This is a genomic window from Meridianimarinicoccus zhengii (genome assembly GCF_003254465.1).
Classification (GTDB): Bacteria; Pseudomonadota; Alphaproteobacteria; order Rhodobacterales; family Rhodobacteraceae; genus Meridianimarinicoccus; species Meridianimarinicoccus zhengii.
In genome coordinates this window covers 13,559-32,224 of sequence record NZ_QDFI01000010.1, presented here as the reverse complement: position 1 = coordinate 32,224, position 18,666 = coordinate 13,559, and the positions used below count along the sequence as shown (strand labels likewise).

The 18,666-nt window shown below is 66.8% G+C and carries 20 protein-coding genes; 17 read left to right on the top strand and 3 right to left on the bottom strand.

Features of this window, described 5'->3' with window-relative positions:
- The first annotated feature begins 129 nt into the window (after positions 1 to 129).
- From DDE13_RS05065 to DDE13_RS05045, 5 genes are all read left to right on the top strand, one after another.
- Positions 130 to 732 carry a DUF3611 family protein gene (locus DDE13_RS05065; protein ID WP_111402087.1) on the top strand — a complete coding sequence of 201 codons (603 nt, stop codon included), beginning with the start codon at positions 130 to 132 and terminating at the stop codon, positions 730 to 732.
- A gap of 28 nt (positions 733 to 760) precedes the next feature.
- A complete protein-coding gene (locus DDE13_RS05060; protein ID WP_111402085.1) occupies positions 761 to 1,879 on the top strand; it encodes an AI-2E family transporter in 1,119 nt (372 codons plus the stop codon).
- Positions 1,880 to 2,019: 140 nt separating this feature from the next.
- A complete protein-coding gene (locus DDE13_RS05055) occupies positions 2,020 to 2,292 on the top strand; it encodes a glucose-6-phosphate isomerase (RefSeq protein WP_111402083.1) in 273 nt (90 codons plus the stop codon).
- Positions 2,293 to 2,383: 91 nt separating this feature from the next.
- On the top strand, positions 2,384 to 3,517 hold the full coding sequence (locus DDE13_RS05050) for an alpha/beta hydrolase (protein WP_162630862.1): 1,134 nt from the start codon (positions 2,384 to 2,386) through the stop codon (positions 3,515 to 3,517).
- Positions 3,518 to 3,658: 141 nt separating this feature from the next.
- On the top strand, positions 3,659 to 4,804 hold the full coding sequence (locus DDE13_RS05045; RefSeq protein WP_111402079.1) for an iron-containing alcohol dehydrogenase: 1,146 nt from the start codon (positions 3,659 to 3,661) through the stop codon (positions 4,802 to 4,804).
- A gap of 16 nt (positions 4,805 to 4,820) precedes the next feature.
- On the opposite strand, the gene DDE13_RS05040 is transcribed toward DDE13_RS05045, so the two are convergent.
- Positions 4,821 to 5,504, bottom strand: a complete 684-nt coding sequence (locus DDE13_RS05040; protein WP_162630861.1) for an HAD family hydrolase — start codon at positions 5,502 to 5,504, stop codon at positions 4,821 to 4,823.
- Between the two features lie 10 nt (positions 5,505 to 5,514).
- Positions 5,515 to 6,540, bottom strand: coding sequence for an ABC transporter ATP-binding protein (locus tag DDE13_RS05035; protein ID WP_111402075.1), 1,026 nt, complete (start codon positions 6,538 to 6,540; stop codon positions 5,515 to 5,517).
- 151 nt (positions 6,541 to 6,691) lie between these two features.
- Between DDE13_RS05035 and DDE13_RS05030 the strand changes: the two genes are divergently transcribed.
- The 12 genes from DDE13_RS05030 to minE all read left to right on the top strand — a co-directional run bounded on the left by DDE13_RS05030 (position 6,692) and on the right by minE (position 17,849).
- Positions 6,692 to 8,032, top strand: coding sequence for an ABC transporter substrate-binding protein (locus DDE13_RS05030; RefSeq protein WP_111402073.1), 1,341 nt, complete (start codon positions 6,692 to 6,694; stop codon positions 8,030 to 8,032).
- Positions 8,033 to 8,103: 71 nt separating this feature from the next.
- Complete coding sequence (locus DDE13_RS05025) at positions 8,104 to 8,970, top strand: carbohydrate ABC transporter permease (protein WP_111402071.1); 867 nt, start codon at positions 8,104 to 8,106, stop codon at positions 8,968 to 8,970.
- 4 nt (positions 8,971 to 8,974) lie between these two features.
- Entirely contained in the window at positions 8,975 to 9,796 is an 822-nt protein-coding gene (locus tag DDE13_RS05020; protein WP_111402069.1) for a carbohydrate ABC transporter permease, read from the top strand.
- Between the two features lie 71 nt (positions 9,797 to 9,867).
- Positions 9,868 to 10,854 carry a sugar-binding transcriptional regulator gene (locus tag DDE13_RS05015; RefSeq protein ID WP_111402067.1) on the top strand — a complete coding sequence of 329 codons (987 nt, stop codon included), beginning with the start codon at positions 9,868 to 9,870 and terminating at the stop codon, positions 10,852 to 10,854.
- Between the two features lie 105 nt (positions 10,855 to 10,959).
- Positions 10,960 to 12,003 (top strand): NAD(P)-dependent alcohol dehydrogenase, encoded by a 1,044-nt coding sequence (locus DDE13_RS05010; RefSeq protein WP_111402175.1) that lies wholly within the window; start codon positions 10,960 to 10,962, stop codon positions 12,001 to 12,003.
- Positions 12,004 to 12,005: 2 nt separating this feature from the next.
- Positions 12,006 to 12,566 (top strand): SIS domain-containing protein, encoded by a 561-nt coding sequence (locus DDE13_RS05005; RefSeq protein ID WP_111402065.1) that lies wholly within the window; start codon positions 12,006 to 12,008, stop codon positions 12,564 to 12,566.
- Positions 12,563 to 13,339 carry an SDR family NAD(P)-dependent oxidoreductase gene (locus DDE13_RS05000; RefSeq protein WP_111402063.1) on the top strand — a complete coding sequence of 259 codons (777 nt, stop codon included), beginning with the start codon at positions 12,563 to 12,565 and terminating at the stop codon, positions 13,337 to 13,339. The genes DDE13_RS05005 and DDE13_RS05000 overlap by 4 nt, the downstream gene beginning before the upstream one ends.
- Before the next feature lie 19 nt (positions 13,340 to 13,358).
- Positions 13,359 to 14,087 carry an SDR family oxidoreductase gene (locus tag DDE13_RS04995; protein ID WP_111402061.1) on the top strand — a complete coding sequence of 243 codons (729 nt, stop codon included), beginning with the start codon at positions 13,359 to 13,361 and terminating at the stop codon, positions 14,085 to 14,087.
- Positions 14,075 to 15,703: an FGGY-family carbohydrate kinase gene (locus tag DDE13_RS04990; RefSeq protein WP_111402059.1), complete on the top strand. Its 1,629-nt coding sequence runs from the start codon at positions 14,075 to 14,077 to the stop codon at positions 15,701 to 15,703. Before DDE13_RS04995 ends, DDE13_RS04990 begins: the two co-directional genes overlap by 13 nt.
- A 255-nt stretch (positions 15,704 to 15,958) precedes the next feature.
- The gene (gene minC / locus DDE13_RS04985; RefSeq protein ID WP_162630860.1) at positions 15,959 to 16,735 is read left to right on the top strand and encodes a septum site-determining protein MinC; all 777 of its coding nucleotides are present in this window, start codon (positions 15,959 to 15,961) and stop codon (positions 16,733 to 16,735) included.
- A gap of 20 nt (positions 16,736 to 16,755) precedes the next feature.
- Positions 16,756 to 17,571 carry a septum site-determining protein MinD gene (gene minD / locus DDE13_RS04980; protein WP_111402055.1) on the top strand — a complete coding sequence of 272 codons (816 nt, stop codon included), beginning with the start codon at positions 16,756 to 16,758 and terminating at the stop codon, positions 17,569 to 17,571.
- A 2-nt stretch (positions 17,572 to 17,573) separates the two neighbouring features.
- Positions 17,574 to 17,849 carry a cell division topological specificity factor MinE gene (gene minE / locus DDE13_RS04975; RefSeq protein ID WP_111402053.1) on the top strand — a complete coding sequence of 92 codons (276 nt, stop codon included), beginning with the start codon at positions 17,574 to 17,576 and terminating at the stop codon, positions 17,847 to 17,849.
- 283 nt (positions 17,850 to 18,132) lie between these two features.
- On the opposite strand, the gene DDE13_RS04970 is transcribed toward minE, so the two are convergent.
- Complete coding sequence (locus DDE13_RS04970; protein ID WP_111402051.1) at positions 18,133 to 18,660, bottom strand: OsmC family protein; 528 nt, start codon at positions 18,658 to 18,660, stop codon at positions 18,133 to 18,135.
- Positions 18,661 to 18,666 lie beyond the last annotated feature (6 nt).

Sequence of the window (18,666 nt, the reverse complement as noted above, 5' to 3'; positions counted from 1 at the left end):
GCCCAGGCGCAGGCCGTGGACGGGCCGCGCCGCTTACGGGGCAAGTATCGGGGCTGCGGCAGAAAACGCTTTGCGCGTCGGGTGGCGCGGGCTACTCCACCTGAAACAAGACAGTCCGGGGGAAAGACCATGGCCGACACATCCGCAGCGACTTCGCCGCTTTCCAGGACCGCTGCCGAAAGCATTGGCCGTGCGCTCCGGCTTTGGGGCAGCGTCGCCTTCTGGACCCAGCTCTTCGTGGCCGTGATCCCGGTGATCGTCATCACCATCGTCTTCTCGTCCGTTTATGGCGTGCAGGCGCCGATCCGCAGCGCGGGGATAATGGGGGCGACCACGCTGGCCAGCTTCGTGATCCTGCTCTTCACCACCTGGTGGTTCTGGACCTACCGCAAGATCGGCCGCGCCCTGTCGGACGGAAGCGGAACCACCACCCGCCCCCGGCTGGAGCGCCGCCTGTGGATCGGGCTGGTGCTGAGCTGTGTCGGGATCGTGCTGTCGATGGCCGTGCTGTTCGTGGAAATGACGTATCTGCTGATCCGCTTTCTCGAGGCGCCGCAAGGCGGCGTGCCAGTGATCCAGACCGTTCAGGGCGAGTCGTCGTGGATTTCCGCCGTGGACATCCTCGGGCTGATGACCGTCGTTCTGACGCTCACGGCGGAGATCGTCGTGATGGTCGGCGGGCTCTGGCTGCTGTCGCGGGTGCTGTTCCTGAAGGGCGAGGGGCAGACGTGACGCCGCGCCCGGCCCGAGGCCGCCCGCGATGACAGCACCGCCCGTGGCACCGGTGAACGGGCGGCTCGTCGGGGTGGCCGCGGTGTTCGTGACCGTGGCTGTCAGCGGCTGGATCCTGCATGTCGGCCGCGATCTGCTGGTGCCGATCGTGGCAGCCGTGCTGTGCGTCTTCGCCATCTCGGGGCTGTCTTCGGTGCTGGCCCGCGTAACGCCGCTGCGGCGCATCCCGGGATGGGCGCGCGACCTGATCGCTGCCGGGCTGATCTGCGTGGCGCTGGTCGAGTTGACATTCCTGATGCTGGGCAGCATCGGCCAGATGATCGCCGAGGCCCCGGCCTATCAGACCGCGGCGGGCGACTTCGTCCGGTTCTTCGCCGCGATGTTCGACCTTGACGGCGAACAGACCCTGCGGGCCATCCAGGCGGAACTGGCCGGGGTGCTCGATCTTGGCGGCCTGCTGCGCGCGGCGGCTGGTTCGGCGCTGGGGGCTCTGGCGGTCCTGATCTTCGTGCTGCTCAACATCGCCTTCCTGATGCTGGAGCGGAAGGATTTCACCGCCAAACTGTCCATGCTGGGCCTGCCGGGGCCGCAGTTTTCCCGGCTTCAGGTCATTCTCGCGGATGTCAACGCGCGGATCGGCCAGTACCTTGCCGTCCAGACCATGCTGAACATCGCGCTCGGGCTGGTGTCCTGGGCCATCATGAAACTGTTCGGGCTGAATTTCGCGGTGGTCTTCGCCATCATCATCGCGGTGCTGAACTACATCCCCTATATCGGATCTTTCGTCGGGGTGGCCTTTCCTGTCGCCGCCGGACTGGTGGAATTCGCGCAACCCGGCACGACGATCTGGCTCGGCATCGCGCTGGGGCTGGTGCAGTTCGGGATCGGCAACATCCTCGCGCCGCGCGTCATGGGCAATTCGCTGAACCTCAGCCCCTGGGTCATCCTCGTGGCGCTGACCTTCTGGGCGAGCATCTGGGGTGTGGCGGGGGCCCTGTTCTCGGTGCCGATCATGGCGGTCGCCGTGGTCATCATGTCGGAATTCGATACGACCCGCGCGGCGGCTGTGTTCCTGTCCCACAAGGGGATACTGCCGCGGTACCACGACATGCCAGATCCGGCAGGTCCGGTGGCCCATGGCCGATAGGGCCCCGTTCCACGCGCGCGCCGCGACCCGTGCGACAACGCAGCGGCTTGTCCTGCAATCGTCCGATGCGCACCGTGCGTCCAACGGGTCAGGGTCGCGGCGCCTTGGCAGTCAGAACATCGAATGAAGAGGAGAACACCATGAGCAGACTTGTCCCCGTCTCTATCATTGCCGCGCTTGCGCTTGCCGGATGCAGCGACCCGAACACGCGCGACCAGGTGGGCGCGGGTGTCGCGGGCGGTGCGATCGGTGCGATCGCCGCGACCGCGCTTGGGGCGAACGACGCATGGACCGTCGCCGCGGCGGGTGCCGGCGCGGCCGCCGGGTCGCTTTATGCCCGCAACCGCCAGACGCAGCAATGCGCCTATCACACGGGCGATGGGGAAACCGTGCGGGTCGGCACCTGCCAGTGATGTCATCGGCGCGCGCCAACGCTGCGGGCGCGCATCTGTCGGTCACCGCGGCGGCCTGACGGGCAACCGAGCAAGCAGGCGAAAACGAACCATGGGCCGCGTCCACCGCATCACGGCGCCGATCAGGGCTGTCCTCCTGTGCGCAGGCCTTGTTGTCGCGGGGTGCGCCCCGCGGGGCAGCATCACGGTCGATCCCGCCGCGGCCGGCGTCGGCAGCGTGCAACAGGTTCTGGTCGCCACAACACGCGCCCCGGACCCGGGGTCCGCCGTCCTGTCGCGCGACCGGTCCTACGATCTCGGGTTTCTCGACATGGCGGTGTCCGTGCCACCCGACCGGTTGCCGGGCACCGTGCGCTTTCCCGAAGACGGGGCCGTCGATCCGGCCCGCGATTTCGTCACGGTGTCCGCCCATCGACTGAACGGCATCGCCGCCTTCCGGGCCGCCGTGAGTGCCCGGGCGGCCACGTTGCCGCCGGACAAGCGCGAGGCGCTGGTGTTCGTGCACGGATACAACACCAATTTCGCCGAGGGCCTTTATCGGCAGGCGCAGATCAGCCACGATTTCTCGTCGCAGGGCGTATCGGTGAATTATGCTTGGTCCTCGGCGGGCGATTTCAGGGCTTATGCCTTTGACAGGGAAAGCGCGCTTTTTGCCCGTGACGGGCTGGAGGACCTGCTGGACGCTCTGGCCCGCAGCGACACGCGCCGGATCGTCGCCGTCGCCCATTCCATGGGGGCGCAGGTCCTGATGGACACGCTGCGCCAGATGGCCATCCGCGGCGCACCCGAGATGTTCGGGCAACTGTCTTCCGTGGTGCTGCTGGCGCCCGATCTCGATATCGACGTGTTCCGGACGCAGGCGGCGGCGCTCGCTGGTCTGGACATCCCGATCTACATCTTCGTTTCGGGGCAGGACCGTGCCTTGCGCCTGTCCGCCCTGCTGCGCGGTCAAAGCACGCGGCTCGGGTCGATGGTGGATGCGTCCGCGTTGGGCGATCTGGTCGATCAGGTCCCGATCCGCGTGATCGACGTGACCGAGTTCGACGCCAATGACGATCCGCTTCAGCACAACAAGGCGGTGTCGTCGCCGTCGATGATCGCGTTGTTCGACGGGCTGGGGGCAAGCGGGTTGGAGATGTTCCGCGATGCGCAGAATCCCGGTGGGCTTATCGAAAACGTCCAGCGCGCCACGCAGGAAATCTCCGTTGCCGTGACCGGGCGCTGAGACCTTCACCGGCCTCGGCATGCGGTGTTCCGTCCGAACCGGGGATGGAATACTGCCTTGTGCCCGCGGCACTCGCCTGCGAACCGTGGCACCGCCGCTGCCATACCAGATCCGCAAGGCCGCCAATCCTGGAGACCGACCATGACCGACGACAGTTTCGCTTTTCTCACCGCGGGCGCGATCCGCTTTGGACGCGGAACGGGCGCAGGCGTGGCACCGGCGGTCGCAAGGCACGGGACGCGGGTTCTGCTGGTGCACGGCGCACAGGCCGCCCGGTCCGCATGGCTCCGTCGCGACCTTGAAACGGCGGGCTGTTCGGTCACGGCGTTCGCCTGCCCGCGCGAACCCGACGTGGCACTGGTGGAGGCCGGGGTCGCCGCCGCCCGAAACGCCGGGGCTTCCGTCGTGGTGTCGCTGGGCGGCGGGGCGGTGATCGACCTTGGCAAGGCCGTGGCGGCGCTCGTGCCCGCGACCCGGCCCATGCTGGACCATCTGGAGGTCGTGGGGCAGGGTGCGCCGCTCGACCATCCGCCGCTGCCCTTCGTCGCCGTGCCGACCACGTCGGGCACCGGGGCGGAGGTGACGAAGAACGCCGTGATCAGTGTCCCTGACGCCCGGCGCAAGGTATCGCTGCGCGACGACCGGATGCTGCCCGTGCTGGCGGTCGTGGACCCCGCCCTGACCGATGGCGCCCCCCGCGCGGTGACGCTGGCCAGCGGGCTAGATGCCGTCACGCAGGTGATCGAACCCTATGTCTGCAACCGTGCGAACCGGCTTACCGATGCGCTGTGCCGGGATGCGATTCCGCTCGGGTTGTCCGCGCTAGTGCGCCTGATGACGGGAGAGGATCCGCGCGCGCGGGACGACATGGCCTGGGTCAGCCTGTGCGGCGGGCTGGCGCTGGCCAATGCGGGGCTTGGCGCGGTTCACGGTCTGGCCGGTCCGGTGGGCGGCGTGTCGAACGCCCCGCACGGGGCCGTGTGCGGGGTGCTTCTGCCCCATGTGGTCGCGGCGAACGGGGCCGTGGCCACGGGGCAGGCCGCCGCGCGCATCGCCGAGGTGCGGGGCTGGATCGCCGACACGCTTGGCGGGGTGCCGGATGACGCGCCCGATACACTTGCGACGTGGTCCGCCGCGCAAGGCTTGCCGGGGCTGGGTGCCATGGGGCTGGACCGGGTCGATCTGGCGGGGGTGGCTGCTGCCGCGGCCGGGTCGTCCTCCATGAAGGCGAACCCGGTGCCGCTTGGGGCCGACATGCTTGAGGCGGTTCTCGAGCGGGCTTTCTGATCGCGCCGCGCGAGGTTCAGAGAAAGGCGCGCACGGACTGAAGGTCGTCGATCACATTTTCCGCGTGTTGTGCGCGCAGCCGGTCGCCATGGTCGCGCGCGATGCCACGCAGGTGCGATCCGCCGACGAACCCGACCGCACGCATCCCCGCGGCATGGGCCGCCTGTGCCCCGGCTGGCGAATCCTCGATTACAAGACAGGCGCCGGGCGCGTGGTTCATCTGCCGCGCGGCGTGCAGGAAAACATCCGGGGCGGGCTTGCCGCGTGCCACCATGTCGGCGCTGAACACCCGGTCGCCGAACCGCGCCCCCAGCCCCGTCGCCTCCAGCGCCACCCCGAGCCGCTTCACGGACCCGCTTGACGCAATGCAATATGCGGTTCCGGCATCGTCCAGATGATCGAGAAGGGCGATCGCACCGGGCATGGGTTCCAGTTCCGTGCGGAAGCGGGCGAAGAGCGTGTCGTACCAGTTCGTCTCGAAGGTATCTATGGGGCGGGACGGGGCGGGCAGACCGTCAAGATACTCGAGAATTCCGTGGAACGCGCCGCCGAGAAACCGCGACCGCACCTCCGCCGCGGTCAGGTCCGCGCCGTAGTCCCGAAGCGTGTCGCGCAGGGTGGACAGCGAGATCACTTCGCTGTCTACCAGTACGCCGTCGAAATCGAAGATGACGAGGTCGGTGCGGTTTCGCAGGGTCACCGGCGTGGCCTCAGGCAATCGCCCGGCCGTCGGCATCGAACCGATGCAGCCGGTGGGCGGGGATCTCGATGCCGATCCGGGCGCCGGGCATGGTGTCGTCGTCGCCATCGGTGCGCAGCACCACGGTCAGCGCGTCGCTGACCTTTGCATAGAGCAGGGTTTCGCCGCCCAGTTGTTCACGCACGAGGATCGTGGCATCGAAATGGCCGCCGCCTTCGGGATGGAGCGCGAAATGCTCGGGCCGGCAGCCGATGAAGCGCGTGCCGTTCGGCAAGGCCAGCCCGCGCAGCCCGGCCACGTCGTTGGGGTCGAACACGTTCATCGCGGGCGAGCCGATGAATTCCGCCACGAACCGGCTGGCGGGGCGATGATACAGGTCCATCGGCGCGCCCACCTGTTCCACGCGCCCGGCGTTCAGCACGACGATCTTGTCGGCCATGGTCATCGCCTCCACCTGATCGTGGGTGACGTAGATCATCGTGGCGTCAAGCTGCTTGTGCAGCGCCTCCAGTTCCACCCGCATCTGCACGCGCAGCTTGGCGTCGAGGTTCGACAACGGTTCGTCGAACAGGAACGCCTTCGGGCTTTTCACGATGGCGCGCCCGATGGCGACGCGCTGGCGCTGTCCGCCCGAAAGATGCGCGGGCTTGCGATCGAGATAGTCGGTCAGTTGCAGGATGCGCGCGGCTTCCATGATGCGGCTGTTGCGTTCGGCGGGGTCCACCTTGTTGACCTTCATCCCGAACTCCATGTTCTGGCGCACCGTCATGTGCGGGAACAGCGCGTAGGACTGGAAGACCATCGCCACGCTGCGATCCGCCGGGTCGGCATCGGTCACGTCGTCTCCGCCGATCACGACGGACCCCGAGTCGATCCCTTCCAACCCCGCGATGGCGCGCAGCAGCGTGGATTTCCCGCAACCCGACGGCCCGACGAAGACAACGAAGGCCCCGTCCTCGATGTCCAGCGACACGTCGAACAGGGCCTGCGTTGTGCCGTAGAACTTGTTGATCTGATTGAGTTTAACCGTTGCCACCCGCGTATCCTCCCGGTGCCGTGCCGCGTGCCGTCGGGCACAAACAAATGTATCGTCGGCGAGACTTGTGTTGACTTCGGTCTCATTTCATACATTTGTATGTAAGTCGAGACAAATGATTTGACCAGCCGTCACGACAGGGAGGAAACCAATGAACCTGAAATCCATGCTGTGCACCACGGCGCTTGTGGCTGCCGCCGCGACCGCCGCCAACGCCCAGAGCGACTGGAGCCTGAGCGAAGCCGCCGCACCCTATGCAGGAACGACAATCGACGTCGTCTTCCTGCTGCGCCCGGGATACGAGGCGATCAAGGAGATGCTGCCGGAATTCACCGAGGCGACCGGCATCAACGTGAACATCATCGACCATCCCTATGAAAACGCACTTGGTGAACAGGTGCGGGATTTCGTGGCAGGCGGCGATCTGGACATCGCGTTGATCGATCTCGTGTGGATCGGCAACTTCGCGGAAAACGAATGGATCGTGCCCGTCGATGACATCATGGCGAAGTTTCCGGAACTGGTGGATCCGGATCTGAATATGGACGATTTCTTTCCGCTGGTGCTGAACGCGTTCGGCGGGTGGAACGACACGATCTACGGGCTGCCGTTCGACAACTATTCGGGCCTGATGTTCTATAACCGCTGCATGCTGGAAGAGGCCGGGTTCGACGGCCCGCCCGAGACATGGGCGGAACTGAAGGACGTCTACGGCCCCGCGCTGACCGGCGACGGAAAGTATGCCTTCGCGCTCCAGTCCAAGCGCAACGAAACGCAAAGCGCGGACAGCTTCGCGCGGATGCTCTGGCCCTTCGGCGGATCGTTCCTCGACGAGAACTTCCGGTCGAACCTCTTGAGCGAGGAAAGCCAGGCGGGCCTGAACTTCCGGCAGGACCTGATGCAGTACATGCCCGACGGGATCGTCGCATGGGATCACGCGGAAACCGTGAACGGCTTCGCGCAGGGCGACGTGGCGATGATCACCGAATGGTCGTCGTTTTATTCGTCCGTCGTCGATCCCGACACGTCGCGCGTGACCGACTGCGTGGGCATCGCCCCCGAACCGGCCGGTCCTGCAGGCCGCCGCCCGGCGCTTGGCGGTTTCTCGCTCGCGGTCGCATCGCAGGCGGACGAGGCCGAGCAGGCGGCGGCATGGCTGTTCATCCAGTGGGCGACCTCGGCCGATAACGCGGTCGAGTATCTGGAACGGGGCGGTGTCCCTGCGCGCCAGTCGGCCTATGACGATCCGGCGCTGGCCGAGACCTATACCTTCATTCCCGCGCTTCTGGAAAGCTGGGCGGAAGGCGTGCCGGAATTCCGTCCGCGCTTTGCCGAATGGCCCGAGATCTCGGAAGTCGTGCAGGAATGGGGCACGCGGATGATGCTGGGCGAGGTCAGCGTCGAGGAAGGCGCACGCGAGATCGGCACGCGCATGGAAGCGATCCTCGAGGCGTCGGGTTACTACGACGGCGACCGGCCTCTGGTGCAATAACCCACATGATCCTGCGGGGCGGCGACTGTGCCGCCCCGCTTCCTCCGTCCAGATCCTGAAAAGTGAGCGCCATGCGGGACAAAACCTCGGGCAGAACGATCTTCGCCTTCATCGGCCCGTCGGTGATCGCGCTCGCGCTGATCGGCATCGCGCCACTTCTCTATGCGGCGTGGACGTCGCTGCATTTCTTCAACCTGACGCGCCTGCGCCAGTTGCGGTTCGTCGGGCTGGAGAACTACCAGACCGTCCTCACCGACACGGCGTTCTGGCAGGCGATGGGGCGCACGTTCTTCCTGCTGGGAACATCGCTGCCCTTGCAGCTTGCACTGGGTCTCGGGATCGCGCTGGTGCTGCACCAGCCGGGGCTGACGGTGGTCAAGACACTGTGCCGGCTCAGTCTCGTGCTGCCGATGGCCACGACCTATGCGGTGGTGGGGCTGCTCGGGCAGGTGATGTTCAACCAGAATTTCGGCGTCGTGAACCAGCTTCTGGGCGGTGCCGATATCAACTGGATCGGCGATCCCACGAACGCGTTCGTCATGATCATCTTCTGGGACGTGTGGCAATGGACGCCCTTCGTCGCGCTGGTGCTGTTGGCCGGTCTGACCATGGTTCCGAACGAGGTCGAAGAAGCCGCGCGGCTGGAAACAAAAAGCTGGTGGGTCATCCTGCGCCACGTCCAGTTGCCGTTCCTCGTGCCAGGGCTGGTCGCCGTGCTGATCCTGCGCACGGCCGACACGTTGAAACTGTTCGACATGGTGTTCACGCTGACGCGCGGCGGGCCGGGGGCCTCGACCGAGTTCATATCGCTGATGATCCAGCGGGTCGGCTTCCGCGCCTTCGACCAGGGGTTGGCGTCCGCGCAGGCGATCATCCTTCTGGCGATCACGATCGTGCTGGCGCAGATCTATATCCGCGTCTTCTACAAGGAGGTCTGATCCGATGACCCCGGCAAACCGGTCCTATGCGATCCAGATCGCCCTGCTTGCGGTCATCATCCTCGTCTGCGTCTTCCCGTTCTACTGGATGGTGACGACATCGCTGAAGACGCAGGTCGTGGCGCTGCAATCGCCGCCCGTGTGGACGTTTCAGCCCACGCTCGACAATTACCGCGTGGCGCTGTTCGAGGACGGGGTGCTGCGCACGCTGATCAATTCACTGGTCATCGCGGTCTGCACGACGGCGCTGGCGCTGGTGCTGGGAGTGCCTGCCGCATTCGCGCTCGCGCGGTTCGATTTTCGCGGCAAGAAGGACCTGTGGTTCTGGTTCATCACCAATCGCATGGTGTCGCCCATCGTGCTGGCGCTGCCGTTCTTCCTCATTGCGCGCAATTTCGGGATGCTCGACAAGCACATCACGCTGATCCTGATCTACCTGACCTTCAACCTGCCCATCGTGATCTGGATCGTGACGGACCAGTTTCGTGGAATCCCGTATGAGCTGGACGAAGCCGCCCGAATGGAAGGGGCCACGCAGTTCACCATCATGCGGAAGATCTGCCTGCCGCTTGCGATGCCGGGCGTTGCCGTGTCGGCGATCTTTTCCTTCATCTTCTCGTGGAATGAATTGATGTTCGGGCTGGTGCTGACCCGCAGCGACGCGCGCACCGCACCCGCGATGGCCGTGTCCTTCATGGAAGGCTACAACCTGCCCTATGGCAAGATCATGGCCACCTCGACCCTGATCGTGATCCCGGTCCTGATCTTCGCGCTGATCGCGTCGAAACAGCTTGTGCGCGGGCTGACCATGGGGGCGGTGAAATAGGCGCGCCGGTGATGGGTTGGCAGGCCGGTCCGCAGGCGGCATGACGGTGTGAACCTATTGTCGGAAAAGCCATGTCACGCCGTATAAAGACCGAACAGATAGATGCCGAGGAACAGCTTCTGGTCCGCATCGCCTATGCCTGCGAGATCGAGGGCCTGACCCAGGCCGAGGCTGCCAAGCGGTTCGGGCTCACCCGGCTGAAGGTGAACAAGGGACTGAGCGAGCTGCGACAGCGCGGCATCCTGCGGGTGTCCATCGACAGCATCTATGCCGCCGCGGCAGAACTGGAATTCGACGTGGCGGACCGGTTCGGGCTGCGCCGGGCGGTGGTGGTGCCGAGCCCGGAAAAGCCGACATCGGTGACGCCGCTGGTCAGCGCGGGGTTGGGCGGTCACCTGGGCATGGTCCTTCAGGATCCGGCGGTGCGCCGGTTCGGCATGTCATGGGGCAACACGCTGAACCTTGCGACGCGGCACATGCAACCCATCGACCGGCCCGATCTGGAGATCGTATCCGTGATGGGCGGGATCATGCGCGGATCGGACCTGAACGGGTATGAAATCACCACGCGGCTGGCGGACCTGTGCAACGCGCAGCACAGCTTCTTCCTCGCCCCCGTCTATGCGGGCAGCCCGGAAAGCCGCAGGGTCCTGATGGAACAGGATGTCATCGTCGAGGGTCTGGACAAGCTGCGCGGCTGCGATGCGGCGGCCATCGCTACGGGCGACCTGCATTCGTCGCTTCTGGTGCGCGATGCGCTGCCGCGCGATGTGCTGGTGGCGGACCTTTTGCGGCTGGGCGGGGTGGGCGACATCATCGGCCATGTGCTCGACGCCCAGGGGCAGCTGGTGGAGCACGAGATCAACAGGCGGCTCGTGGGCCTGACGCTCGATGACCTGATGGCCATCCCGAACGTGATCCTCGCGGCCGGTGGCGCCCACAAGGTGCCCGTGATCCTGGCGGCGCTGCGGGCGGGCTTCGTCGATACTCTGGTGACCGACGAGGCGACGGCGCAGGCGGTTCTCGATGCCGCGGGGTCGGGCGGGCGTGGTGCTTGACGGCGGCATTTTACATTTGTAATCATTTCGATACGAATGGATCAATGGCGGGCTGTCCGGCACATCGAGGCTGGCGGCGCGCGGCATGACAAGGCAGGGCTTCCCATGGCACGCGCGCTCGTTCTCGAAGAAACACGGAAGCTGGCCCTGCGCGACATCGACTTGCCCGGTGTGCCCGGACCGGGCGAGGTGCGCATCGCGGTGGACACCGTAGGCATCTGCGGCAGCGACGTGCACTACTACACCCATGGCCGGATCGGCCCGTTCGTCGTGACAGCGCCCATGGTGCTGGGTCACGAGGCTTCGGGCGTGGTGGTGGAAACCGGGCCGGGCGTCACGGGCCTGTCGGTGGGCGACCGGGTCTGCATGGAGCCGGGCATCCCCGACATGACCTCGCGCGCGGCGAAGCTTGGAGTTTACAACGTCGATCCTGCGGTGCGGTTCTGGGCCACGCCGCCCATCCACGGCTGCCTGACGCCCGAGGTGGTGCACCCCGCCGCGTTCACCTACCGGCTGCCCGACAATGTGAGCTTTGCCGAGGGCGCGATGATCGAACCGCTCGCCATCGGGTTGCAGGCCGCGACCCGCGCGCGCATCCGGCCCGGCGACGTGGCGCTGGTCACGGGGGCCGGACCCATCGGCGTCGTCACGGCGCTGTCGGCGCTCGCGGGCGGCTGCGCGCGGGTCTATGTCAGCGACTTGGTGGCCGACAAGCTGGACGTGGCCGGGCAGTTCGACAATGTCATCCCCATCGACCTGCGCGACGACGACCCGGCGGCGCGCATCCGTGCCGATACCGGCAATTGGGGTGCGGACGTGGTGTTCGAATGCGCCGGCGCCGCCCCCGCCGTGCAGACGGCACTTGAGGCCGTGGCCCCCGCCGGCTGCGTTGTCTGGGTGGGCATGCCGGTCGATCCCGTGCCCATGGATATCGTGCTCGCGCAGTCCAAGGAAATCCGGATGGAAACCGTGTTCCGCTACGCCAACATGTACGACCGGGCGATTGCCCTGATGGCGTCCGGCAAGATCGACGTGAAGCCGCTGATTTCCGAGACCTATCCGTTCGACGACAGCATCGCCGCCTTTGACCGCGCGGTGGAGGCGAGACCGACGGACGTGAAGATCCAGATCGACATGGGGCGTGCGTGACGATGGACGCGGCGACATTTGCGGACCGGCTGCTGGAGGAATTGCGCCCCGGTCTTGCGCCTGCGGTGCTGGATCAGTTTGGGCCGGTGTCGCAGGCGCTGGCAGGGGCCGGGCGGATCGCCTGTTACGGGGTCGGGCGCGAAGGGCTGATGATGAAGGCTCTGGCGATGCGGCTTCATCACCTCGGGCTTGACGCGCATGTGGTGGGCGACATGACCGCGCCGCCGCTGGGGCCGGGGGACGTGCTGTTGGTCAGCGCGGGGCCGGGGCATTTTTCGACTGTAGCCGCCTTGTGCGGGGTGGCGACCACCGCTGGCGCGCGCGTGGTCTGTGTCACAGCCGAGCCGGAAGGCGCCGTACCGCGCGCGGCTGACCTTGTGCTGCACATCCCCGCGCAGACAATGGCGGCGGATCAGGGTGCTGCTTCAACGTCGATCCTGCCCATGGGGTCGCTTTTCGAGGCGCTGATGTTCCTCGTGTTCGAGTTGCTGGTACTGGACCTGCGCGACCGGCTTGGCGTTGCGCCCGAGGATATGCGCGCACGGCATACGAACCTCGAATGACTGTGCGCGACTGGACCCGCCGTTTCAGCCTTGAAGGCCGCACCGCGCTGGTTACCGGCGCGTCGTCTGGCATCGGCACCGCCATCGCTGAGGTTTTCGCCGATGCGGGCGCCGACATCATCGGCCACGGGCGCGATGCCGACCGGCTGGCGGCGCTTGGCGAACGGGTGACAGCCTGCGGGCGGCGGTTCACGGCCGTCACGGGCGATCTCGCGTCGGCGTCCGAGACGGCGGAGGTGGCGGCGCAGGCGCTTGCCGCCCATCCGCGCATCGACATCCTCGTGAATTCCGCGGGGATCGCGCTGACCGGGCCGGTGCTGGGCTTTGACCCCGCCGACTGGGACCGAACGCTCGCGGTGAACCTGACCGCGCCCTTCCTGCTGGCACAGGCGCTGCTGCCCGGCATGATGGCGCGGTGCATGGGCAAGATCGTCAACATCTCGTCCCAGACCGGGGTGATCGCGCTGGCGGATCACGCGGCCTATGCGACGTCCAAGGGCGGGCTGAACGCGCTGACGAAATCGCTGATGGTCGAAGCCGCGCCCCATAACGTGCAGGTCAACGCCATCTGTCCCACGGTCGTGCTGACCGAGATGGGCGAACGGCTCTGGTCTGCGCCGAAAAAGCGCGACCCGTTCATCGCCCGCACACCGCTGGGGCGGTTCGGCCAACCGGTGGAGATCGCGGATCTGGCGCTTTATCTCGCATCGCCCGCGTCGGACCTGGTGAACGGCGAGATCGTGATGATCGAGGGCGGGTATTCTAGCATCTGACGCCCAAGGGAGGGACCCCATGACCAACCGACTGGACGGCAAGACCGCCGCGATCACGGGCGCCGCGTCGGGCATTGGCCTGGCATGCGCGGGGGCGCTGCACGGCGCGGGGGCTGACGTGATCCTGATCGACCGCGACGCGGCGCGGCTGGAGACGCTGGTGGCCGAGATGGGCACACGCGCCCATGCAGTGACGCTGGACCTGATGGACGGGGCGGCGGTATCGGCCATGCTGCCGCGGCTGCTGGAACCGACCGGGCAGCTCGACATCTTCCACGCCAATGCGGGGGCCTATGTGGGCGGTGCCGTGCTGGACGGCGACCCGGATCACTGGGACCGGGTGCTGAACCTGAACGTAAATGCCGCCTTCCGGTCGGTCCACGCGGTACTGCCGCACATGGTGGACCGCAAATCGGGCGACGTGGTCTTCACCTCGTCGGTGGCGGGCGTCGTGCCCGTGGTGTGGGAACCGATCTACACCGCGTCGAAATTCGCCGTGCAGGCCTTCGTTCACACCACCCGGCGGCAGTTGATCCCGCACAACGTGCGCATGGGCGCCGTTCTGCCGGGCCCGGTCATCACCGCGCTGCTGGACGATTGGCCCAAGGCCAAGATGGAGGAAGCACTCGCAAGCCAAAGCCTGATGGAGCCGACCGAGGTGGCCGAGGCGGTACTGTTCATGGTCACGCGGCCCGCGGGTGTGGTGATCCGCGACATGACGATCCTGCCCCATGGGTGCGACCTGTGACCGGGGCGCATTTCATCGGGATCGACGTGGGCACCGGCAGTGCGCGGGCCGGCGTGTTCGATGATGCCGGGCACCTGTTGGGCACCGCGAAGCGCGACATCGTCCTGTATCACGGTGCGGGGAACCGGATCGAACAGTCCTCTGCCGATATCTGGGCGGCGGTGGCAGGGGCCACCCGCGACAGCGTGGCGGCGGCGGGGATCGACCCTGCGACCGTGGGCGGCATCGGGTTCGACGCAACCTGTTCGCTGGTGGTCCTGGGGCAGGGCGGCACGCCCCTGACGGTCAGCCCCGGCGGGGATGCGGACCGCGATATCATCGTGTGGATGGACCACCGCGCGCTGGATCAGGCGGCACGGATCAATGCGGGCGGGTACGACGTGCTGCGCTACGTGGGTGGCGTAATCTCGCCCGAGATGCAGACGCCGAAACTTCTGTGGCTGAAGGAAAACAACCCGGACACCTTCGACGCCGCTTGGCAGTTTTTCGATCTCACCGATTTTCTGACATGGCGCGCGACCGGATCGCTGGCACGGTCGATCTGCACGGTGACGTGCAAATGGACCTATGTGCGCAACGCGGGCGGCTGGGACGCCGCGTATTTCCGGGACATCGGGCTCGGTGCCCTTGCCGACGACGGCTTCGCGCGGATCGGCACCGATGTCGTCGATGCAGGCACGCCGCTGGGGCAGGGGCTTACGCCGGACGCCGCCGCGGACATGGGCCTGCCGGCGGGCACGCCGGTCGGCGCGGGGCTGATCGATGCCCATGCAGGCGGGATCGGCACCGTGGGCGCCCCCGGCGCGCGGCCAGAGGACCGGATGGCCTATGTCTTCGGCACGTCGTCCTGCACCATGACGACGACGCGGGATCCGGTGTTCGTGCCGGGTGTCTGGGGACCTTATCATTCCGCGATGGTGCCGGGCATGTGGCTGAACGAAGGCGGGCAATCCGCCGCCGGGGCCGCCATCGCGCAATTGCTGCGTCACCACCCCGCCAGCGCCGCCGCATCCGCCACGGCGGCGGCCGAGGGCCTGTCGCTGCCCGACTGGCTGGCACAGCTGGCCGAAGCCGGCGGCGAGACGCCCGCGCAGATCCTGCGCCGGGCGGCCCGGCTGCACGTGGTGCCGGAATTCCTTGGCAATCGCGCACCCTTCGCCGATCCCCGCACCCGTGCCGTGGTGGCGGGGCTGGGGATGGAAGACAGTGTCGAAAGTCTCGTGGACCTGTATCTCGCGAGCCTCATGGGCCTGGCCTACGGGTTGCGCCAGATCGTGGAGGCGCAGGCCAGTGCGGGCGCGCAGGTCCGGTCCATGGTCATCAGCGGGGGCGCGGGGCGCAGCGACCTGGTGCGCCAGACGCTCGCGGATACGACCGGCCTGCCTGTCGCCGCCCCTGAGACCGACGAACCGGTGTTGCTCGGGTCTGCCATGCTGGGCGCGATGGCCGCCGGGCGATATCCCGACTGCGTTACGGCGATGGCGGCCATGTCGCGCTGCGTGCGCGTTCACGACCCCGCCACCGGCGATACCGCGGCATGGCATGCACAGCGCCATGAGTTGTTCACCCGGTTTCAGGCCCTCGCACGGGAAGCCGCCCGGACGGGCGATCGCTGATCCCGTTTCGGGCACGGGCGGCACTCGATCGGGGCGTGCGGCCGCTGCTACCGGGGCAAGCGGCAGGGGATGCAGCCGGTCCTTGCGGCGGGCTGGCGATTTTGCGCCGTCCTCGGGCGTCTGGCGCCGCTTTTCGGCCATCGGGCGCTCAGATGCGGCCTTTCGCGCCGGGATCCGTTGCGCTTCGTCCCGAGTTTGATACACCGCAGGTCAAGAGCGGTCCGAATCCGCCTCAGCGAGCAGCAAGGAAAACCCGTGTCGTCACCCAGTCCACAGGCTGGCCCTGTTGAGGTCTACGAACCCGTTCCGGCGGCGTTTCACCTACGTAGCCGTTTCCTGACCGCCGTGGTCGTGAAGCTGGCCGGGCCGCTGGGTCCGGCGTTCTACGACGCGCTCGACCTGATGATCCGGCAGGCGCCCCATTTCTTCGTCGGGGCACCGCTGGTCATCGACGTGCAACTGGCACCGTCCCTGCTGGACAAGGCGGATTTCCTGCGGCTCGCGCGCGAGATGCGCAACCGCCGCCTGTTCGCCATCGGCATCCAGAACGGCACCGAACAGCAATCGGTCGCGGCATCCCATGCCGGGCTTCTGGCCCTTCAGGGCGGGCGCGATGCGGCGTTCGACACCTCGGCGCGGCCCCGCGCGGGCGAAACTGCCGCGGCAGAGGAGCCGGCCGCGGCGACGGATGCCGACGGCCCGGGAGAAGCGCTGATCGTGACCGAACCCGTGCGGTCGGGCCAGCGGGTCTTTGCGGACCGGGGCGACCTGATCGTCGTGGGCTCGGTCAGCCCCGGCGCGGAACTGGTCGCCCATGGCAACATCCATGTCTACGGCCCCTTGCGCGGCCGGGCCCTGGCGGGCGTGAATGGCAACCTTGACGCGCGCGTGTTCTGCCAGAGCTTCGAAGCGGAACTCATTGCCATCGCCGGACTTTATCAGACCAGCGACAATTTCGATCCCGCGGTTCTGAAACTGCGGACGCAGGCCTTCCTGCGGGATGACACGCTCTGCGTGGAACCTTTCAAGTAATCATCAGGAGTGGACGGACCTTGGGCAAGATCATCGTTGTGACCTCCGGCAAGGGCGGCGTGGGCAAGACCACGTCCACCGCCGCTATCGGCGCGGGCCTCGCCCTGCGCGGCAAGAGCACCTGCGTCATCGATTTCGACGTGGGCCTGCGCAATCTCGACATGATCATGGGCTGCGAGCGGCGCGTGGTGTTCGACTTCATCAACGTCATCCAGGGCGAGGCGAAGCTGAACCAGGCGCTGATCAAGGACAGGCGGCTCGACAACCTGTCGATCCTGCCCGCGTCCCAGACACGGGACAAGGATGCGCTGACGCAGGACGGTGTCGAGAAGATCCTCGACGAATTGCGCGAGCAGTTCGACTATGTCGTGTGCGACAGCCCGGCGGGGATCGAGCGCGGCGCGCAGATGGCGATGTATTTCGCGGACGAGGCCGTTGTGGTGACCAACCCCGAAGTGTCGTCGGTGCGCGACAGCGACCGGGTGCTGGGTCTGCTGAGCAGCAAGACCCGCCGGGCCGAAACCGGGGCGGACCCGGTCAAGCCGCACCTGCTGCTGACCCGGTACGACGCCAACCGCGTGGCCAAGGGCGAGATGCTGCCGCTTGACGACATCCTCGAAATCCTGGCGATCCCGCTTCTGGGCATCATCCCGGAAAGCACGGCGGTGCTGCGTGCGTCGAACGTCGGGTCGCCGGTCGTCCTGGACGGCAAGTCGACGGCAGCCAAGGCTTACGAGGATGCAGTGTCGCGGCTCATGGGTGAGCAGATCGAGATGCGTATCCAGAAGCCCGAACGCCCGGGCCTGTTCCAGCGTCTCATGGGCCGGGAGGCGTGAACATGTTCGGCTTCTTCCGCAAGGCGCGTCCCGATACCTCCGCCGGGGCCGCGCGCGACCGGCTTCAGATCCTGCTCGCCCATGAACGTTCCGGCCGGGCGGGTCCGGATGTGCTGCCGCTCATCCAGCGCGACATCCTGGAAAGCATCAAGCGCCACATGCGCATCGGCGATGACAATGTCGATATCCGGATCGAACCGGGCGACGATTTCTCGACGCTGGAAATCAACATCGAACTGCCGGGAACGTCGGCGCCACGCGCGACCGTGCCCGGCTGACAAGCGCCGCACCGGCCTGCAGCAACGGAGCGGCAGGGTCCCGACCGGCTGGCCGGGCGCTTTTGTGCCCGTTCGGACGCGCAGCAGCGGACCGATGGCACGCCCGGCGCCAATCAGGGCGGAGACGCTGACGTAAATGACGTTCCGCGCGATACGCATGGCTCGGCGCCATCCGTCAGAACGCACATTATGGTAATTTCTGAACGATGATGCCTGTTGCGCGCACGTTACCTGTCCGGATGGCCGGGCAAAGGCGACCCCGGCCACACCGATGCAGGGCGCGTCAGTCCACCGATCCCGTGTACGCTGCGGCAGGCTTGCGGGTCCATGTCACGTCCATGTCCACCTGCGCCGCCGCCAGAAGGTTCATCACCGGGCAGCGGAACTCCACGTTGCGGCAAAGTTGCGCGAACCGCGCCTCGGATTCGTCGGTATAGACCGTGATGTCCAGCTTGCCGCTTTCGAAATACGGTCGGATGCCTGGCACACCCTTCGGCCCGCGCACGTCGATCTGGCTTTCGCAGGCGAAATCCACGCCGGCATAGTCGAAGCCCATGGCGGTCGCCACGCCGTGGATGATGACCCCGTCGCAGCCGACCAGCGCCACAAGCACGGTTTCCAGCGGGCTTGGTGCCGTGTTGGACCCGCCAAGCGAGGCCGGTTCGTCCGTGTAGACCGGCGCGAAGTCCCGCACCTGGATCTTCGTGCGTGTGCCGCTTGCGTTCGTGGCCTTCACATGGCGCACGCCGATTTTCCTGGTCTTCGGGTCGATGCTCGGTTCGATGATGTCGGGGTCGATCATGTCGGACATGGGAAA

What these genes read in the sequence shown, in the direction of transcription:
- DDE13_RS05065 (WP_111402087.1), top strand. Translation starts at nt 130, where the DNA reads ATGGCCGACACATCCGCAGCGACTTCGCCGCTTTCCAGGACCGCTGCC.
- DDE13_RS05060 (WP_111402085.1), top strand. Translation starts at nt 761, where the DNA reads ATGACAGCACCGCCCGTGGCACCGGTGAACGGGCGGCTCGTCGGGGTG.
- DDE13_RS05055 (WP_111402083.1), top strand. Translation starts at nt 2,020, where the DNA reads ATGAGCAGACTTGTCCCCGTCTCTATCATTGCCGCGCTTGCGCTTGCC.
- DDE13_RS05050 (WP_162630862.1), top strand. Translation starts at nt 2,384, where the DNA reads ATGGGCCGCGTCCACCGCATCACGGCGCCGATCAGGGCTGTCCTCCTG.
- DDE13_RS05045 (WP_111402079.1), top strand. Translation starts at nt 3,659, where the DNA reads ATGACCGACGACAGTTTCGCTTTTCTCACCGCGGGCGCGATCCGCTTT.
- DDE13_RS05030 (WP_111402073.1), top strand. Translation starts at nt 6,692, where the DNA reads ATGAACCTGAAATCCATGCTGTGCACCACGGCGCTTGTGGCTGCCGCC.
- DDE13_RS05025 (WP_111402071.1), top strand. Translation starts at nt 8,104, where the DNA reads ATGCGGGACAAAACCTCGGGCAGAACGATCTTCGCCTTCATCGGCCCG.
- DDE13_RS05020 (WP_111402069.1), top strand. Translation starts at nt 8,975, where the DNA reads ATGACCCCGGCAAACCGGTCCTATGCGATCCAGATCGCCCTGCTTGCG.
- DDE13_RS05015 (WP_111402067.1), top strand. Translation starts at nt 9,868, where the DNA reads ATGTCACGCCGTATAAAGACCGAACAGATAGATGCCGAGGAACAGCTT.
- DDE13_RS05010 (WP_111402175.1), top strand. Translation starts at nt 10,960, where the DNA reads ATGGCACGCGCGCTCGTTCTCGAAGAAACACGGAAGCTGGCCCTGCGC.
- DDE13_RS05005 (WP_111402065.1), top strand. Translation starts at nt 12,006, where the DNA reads ATGGACGCGGCGACATTTGCGGACCGGCTGCTGGAGGAATTGCGCCCC.
- DDE13_RS05000 (WP_111402063.1), top strand. Translation starts at nt 12,563, where the DNA reads ATGACTGTGCGCGACTGGACCCGCCGTTTCAGCCTTGAAGGCCGCACC.
- DDE13_RS04995 (WP_111402061.1), top strand. Translation starts at nt 13,359, where the DNA reads ATGACCAACCGACTGGACGGCAAGACCGCCGCGATCACGGGCGCCGCG.
- minE (WP_111402053.1), top strand. Translation starts at nt 17,574, where the DNA reads ATGTTCGGCTTCTTCCGCAAGGCGCGTCCCGATACCTCCGCCGGGGCC.
- DDE13_RS04970 (WP_111402051.1), bottom strand. Translation starts at nt 18,660, where the DNA reads ATGTCCGACATGATCGACCCCGACATCATCGAACCGAGCATCGACCCG.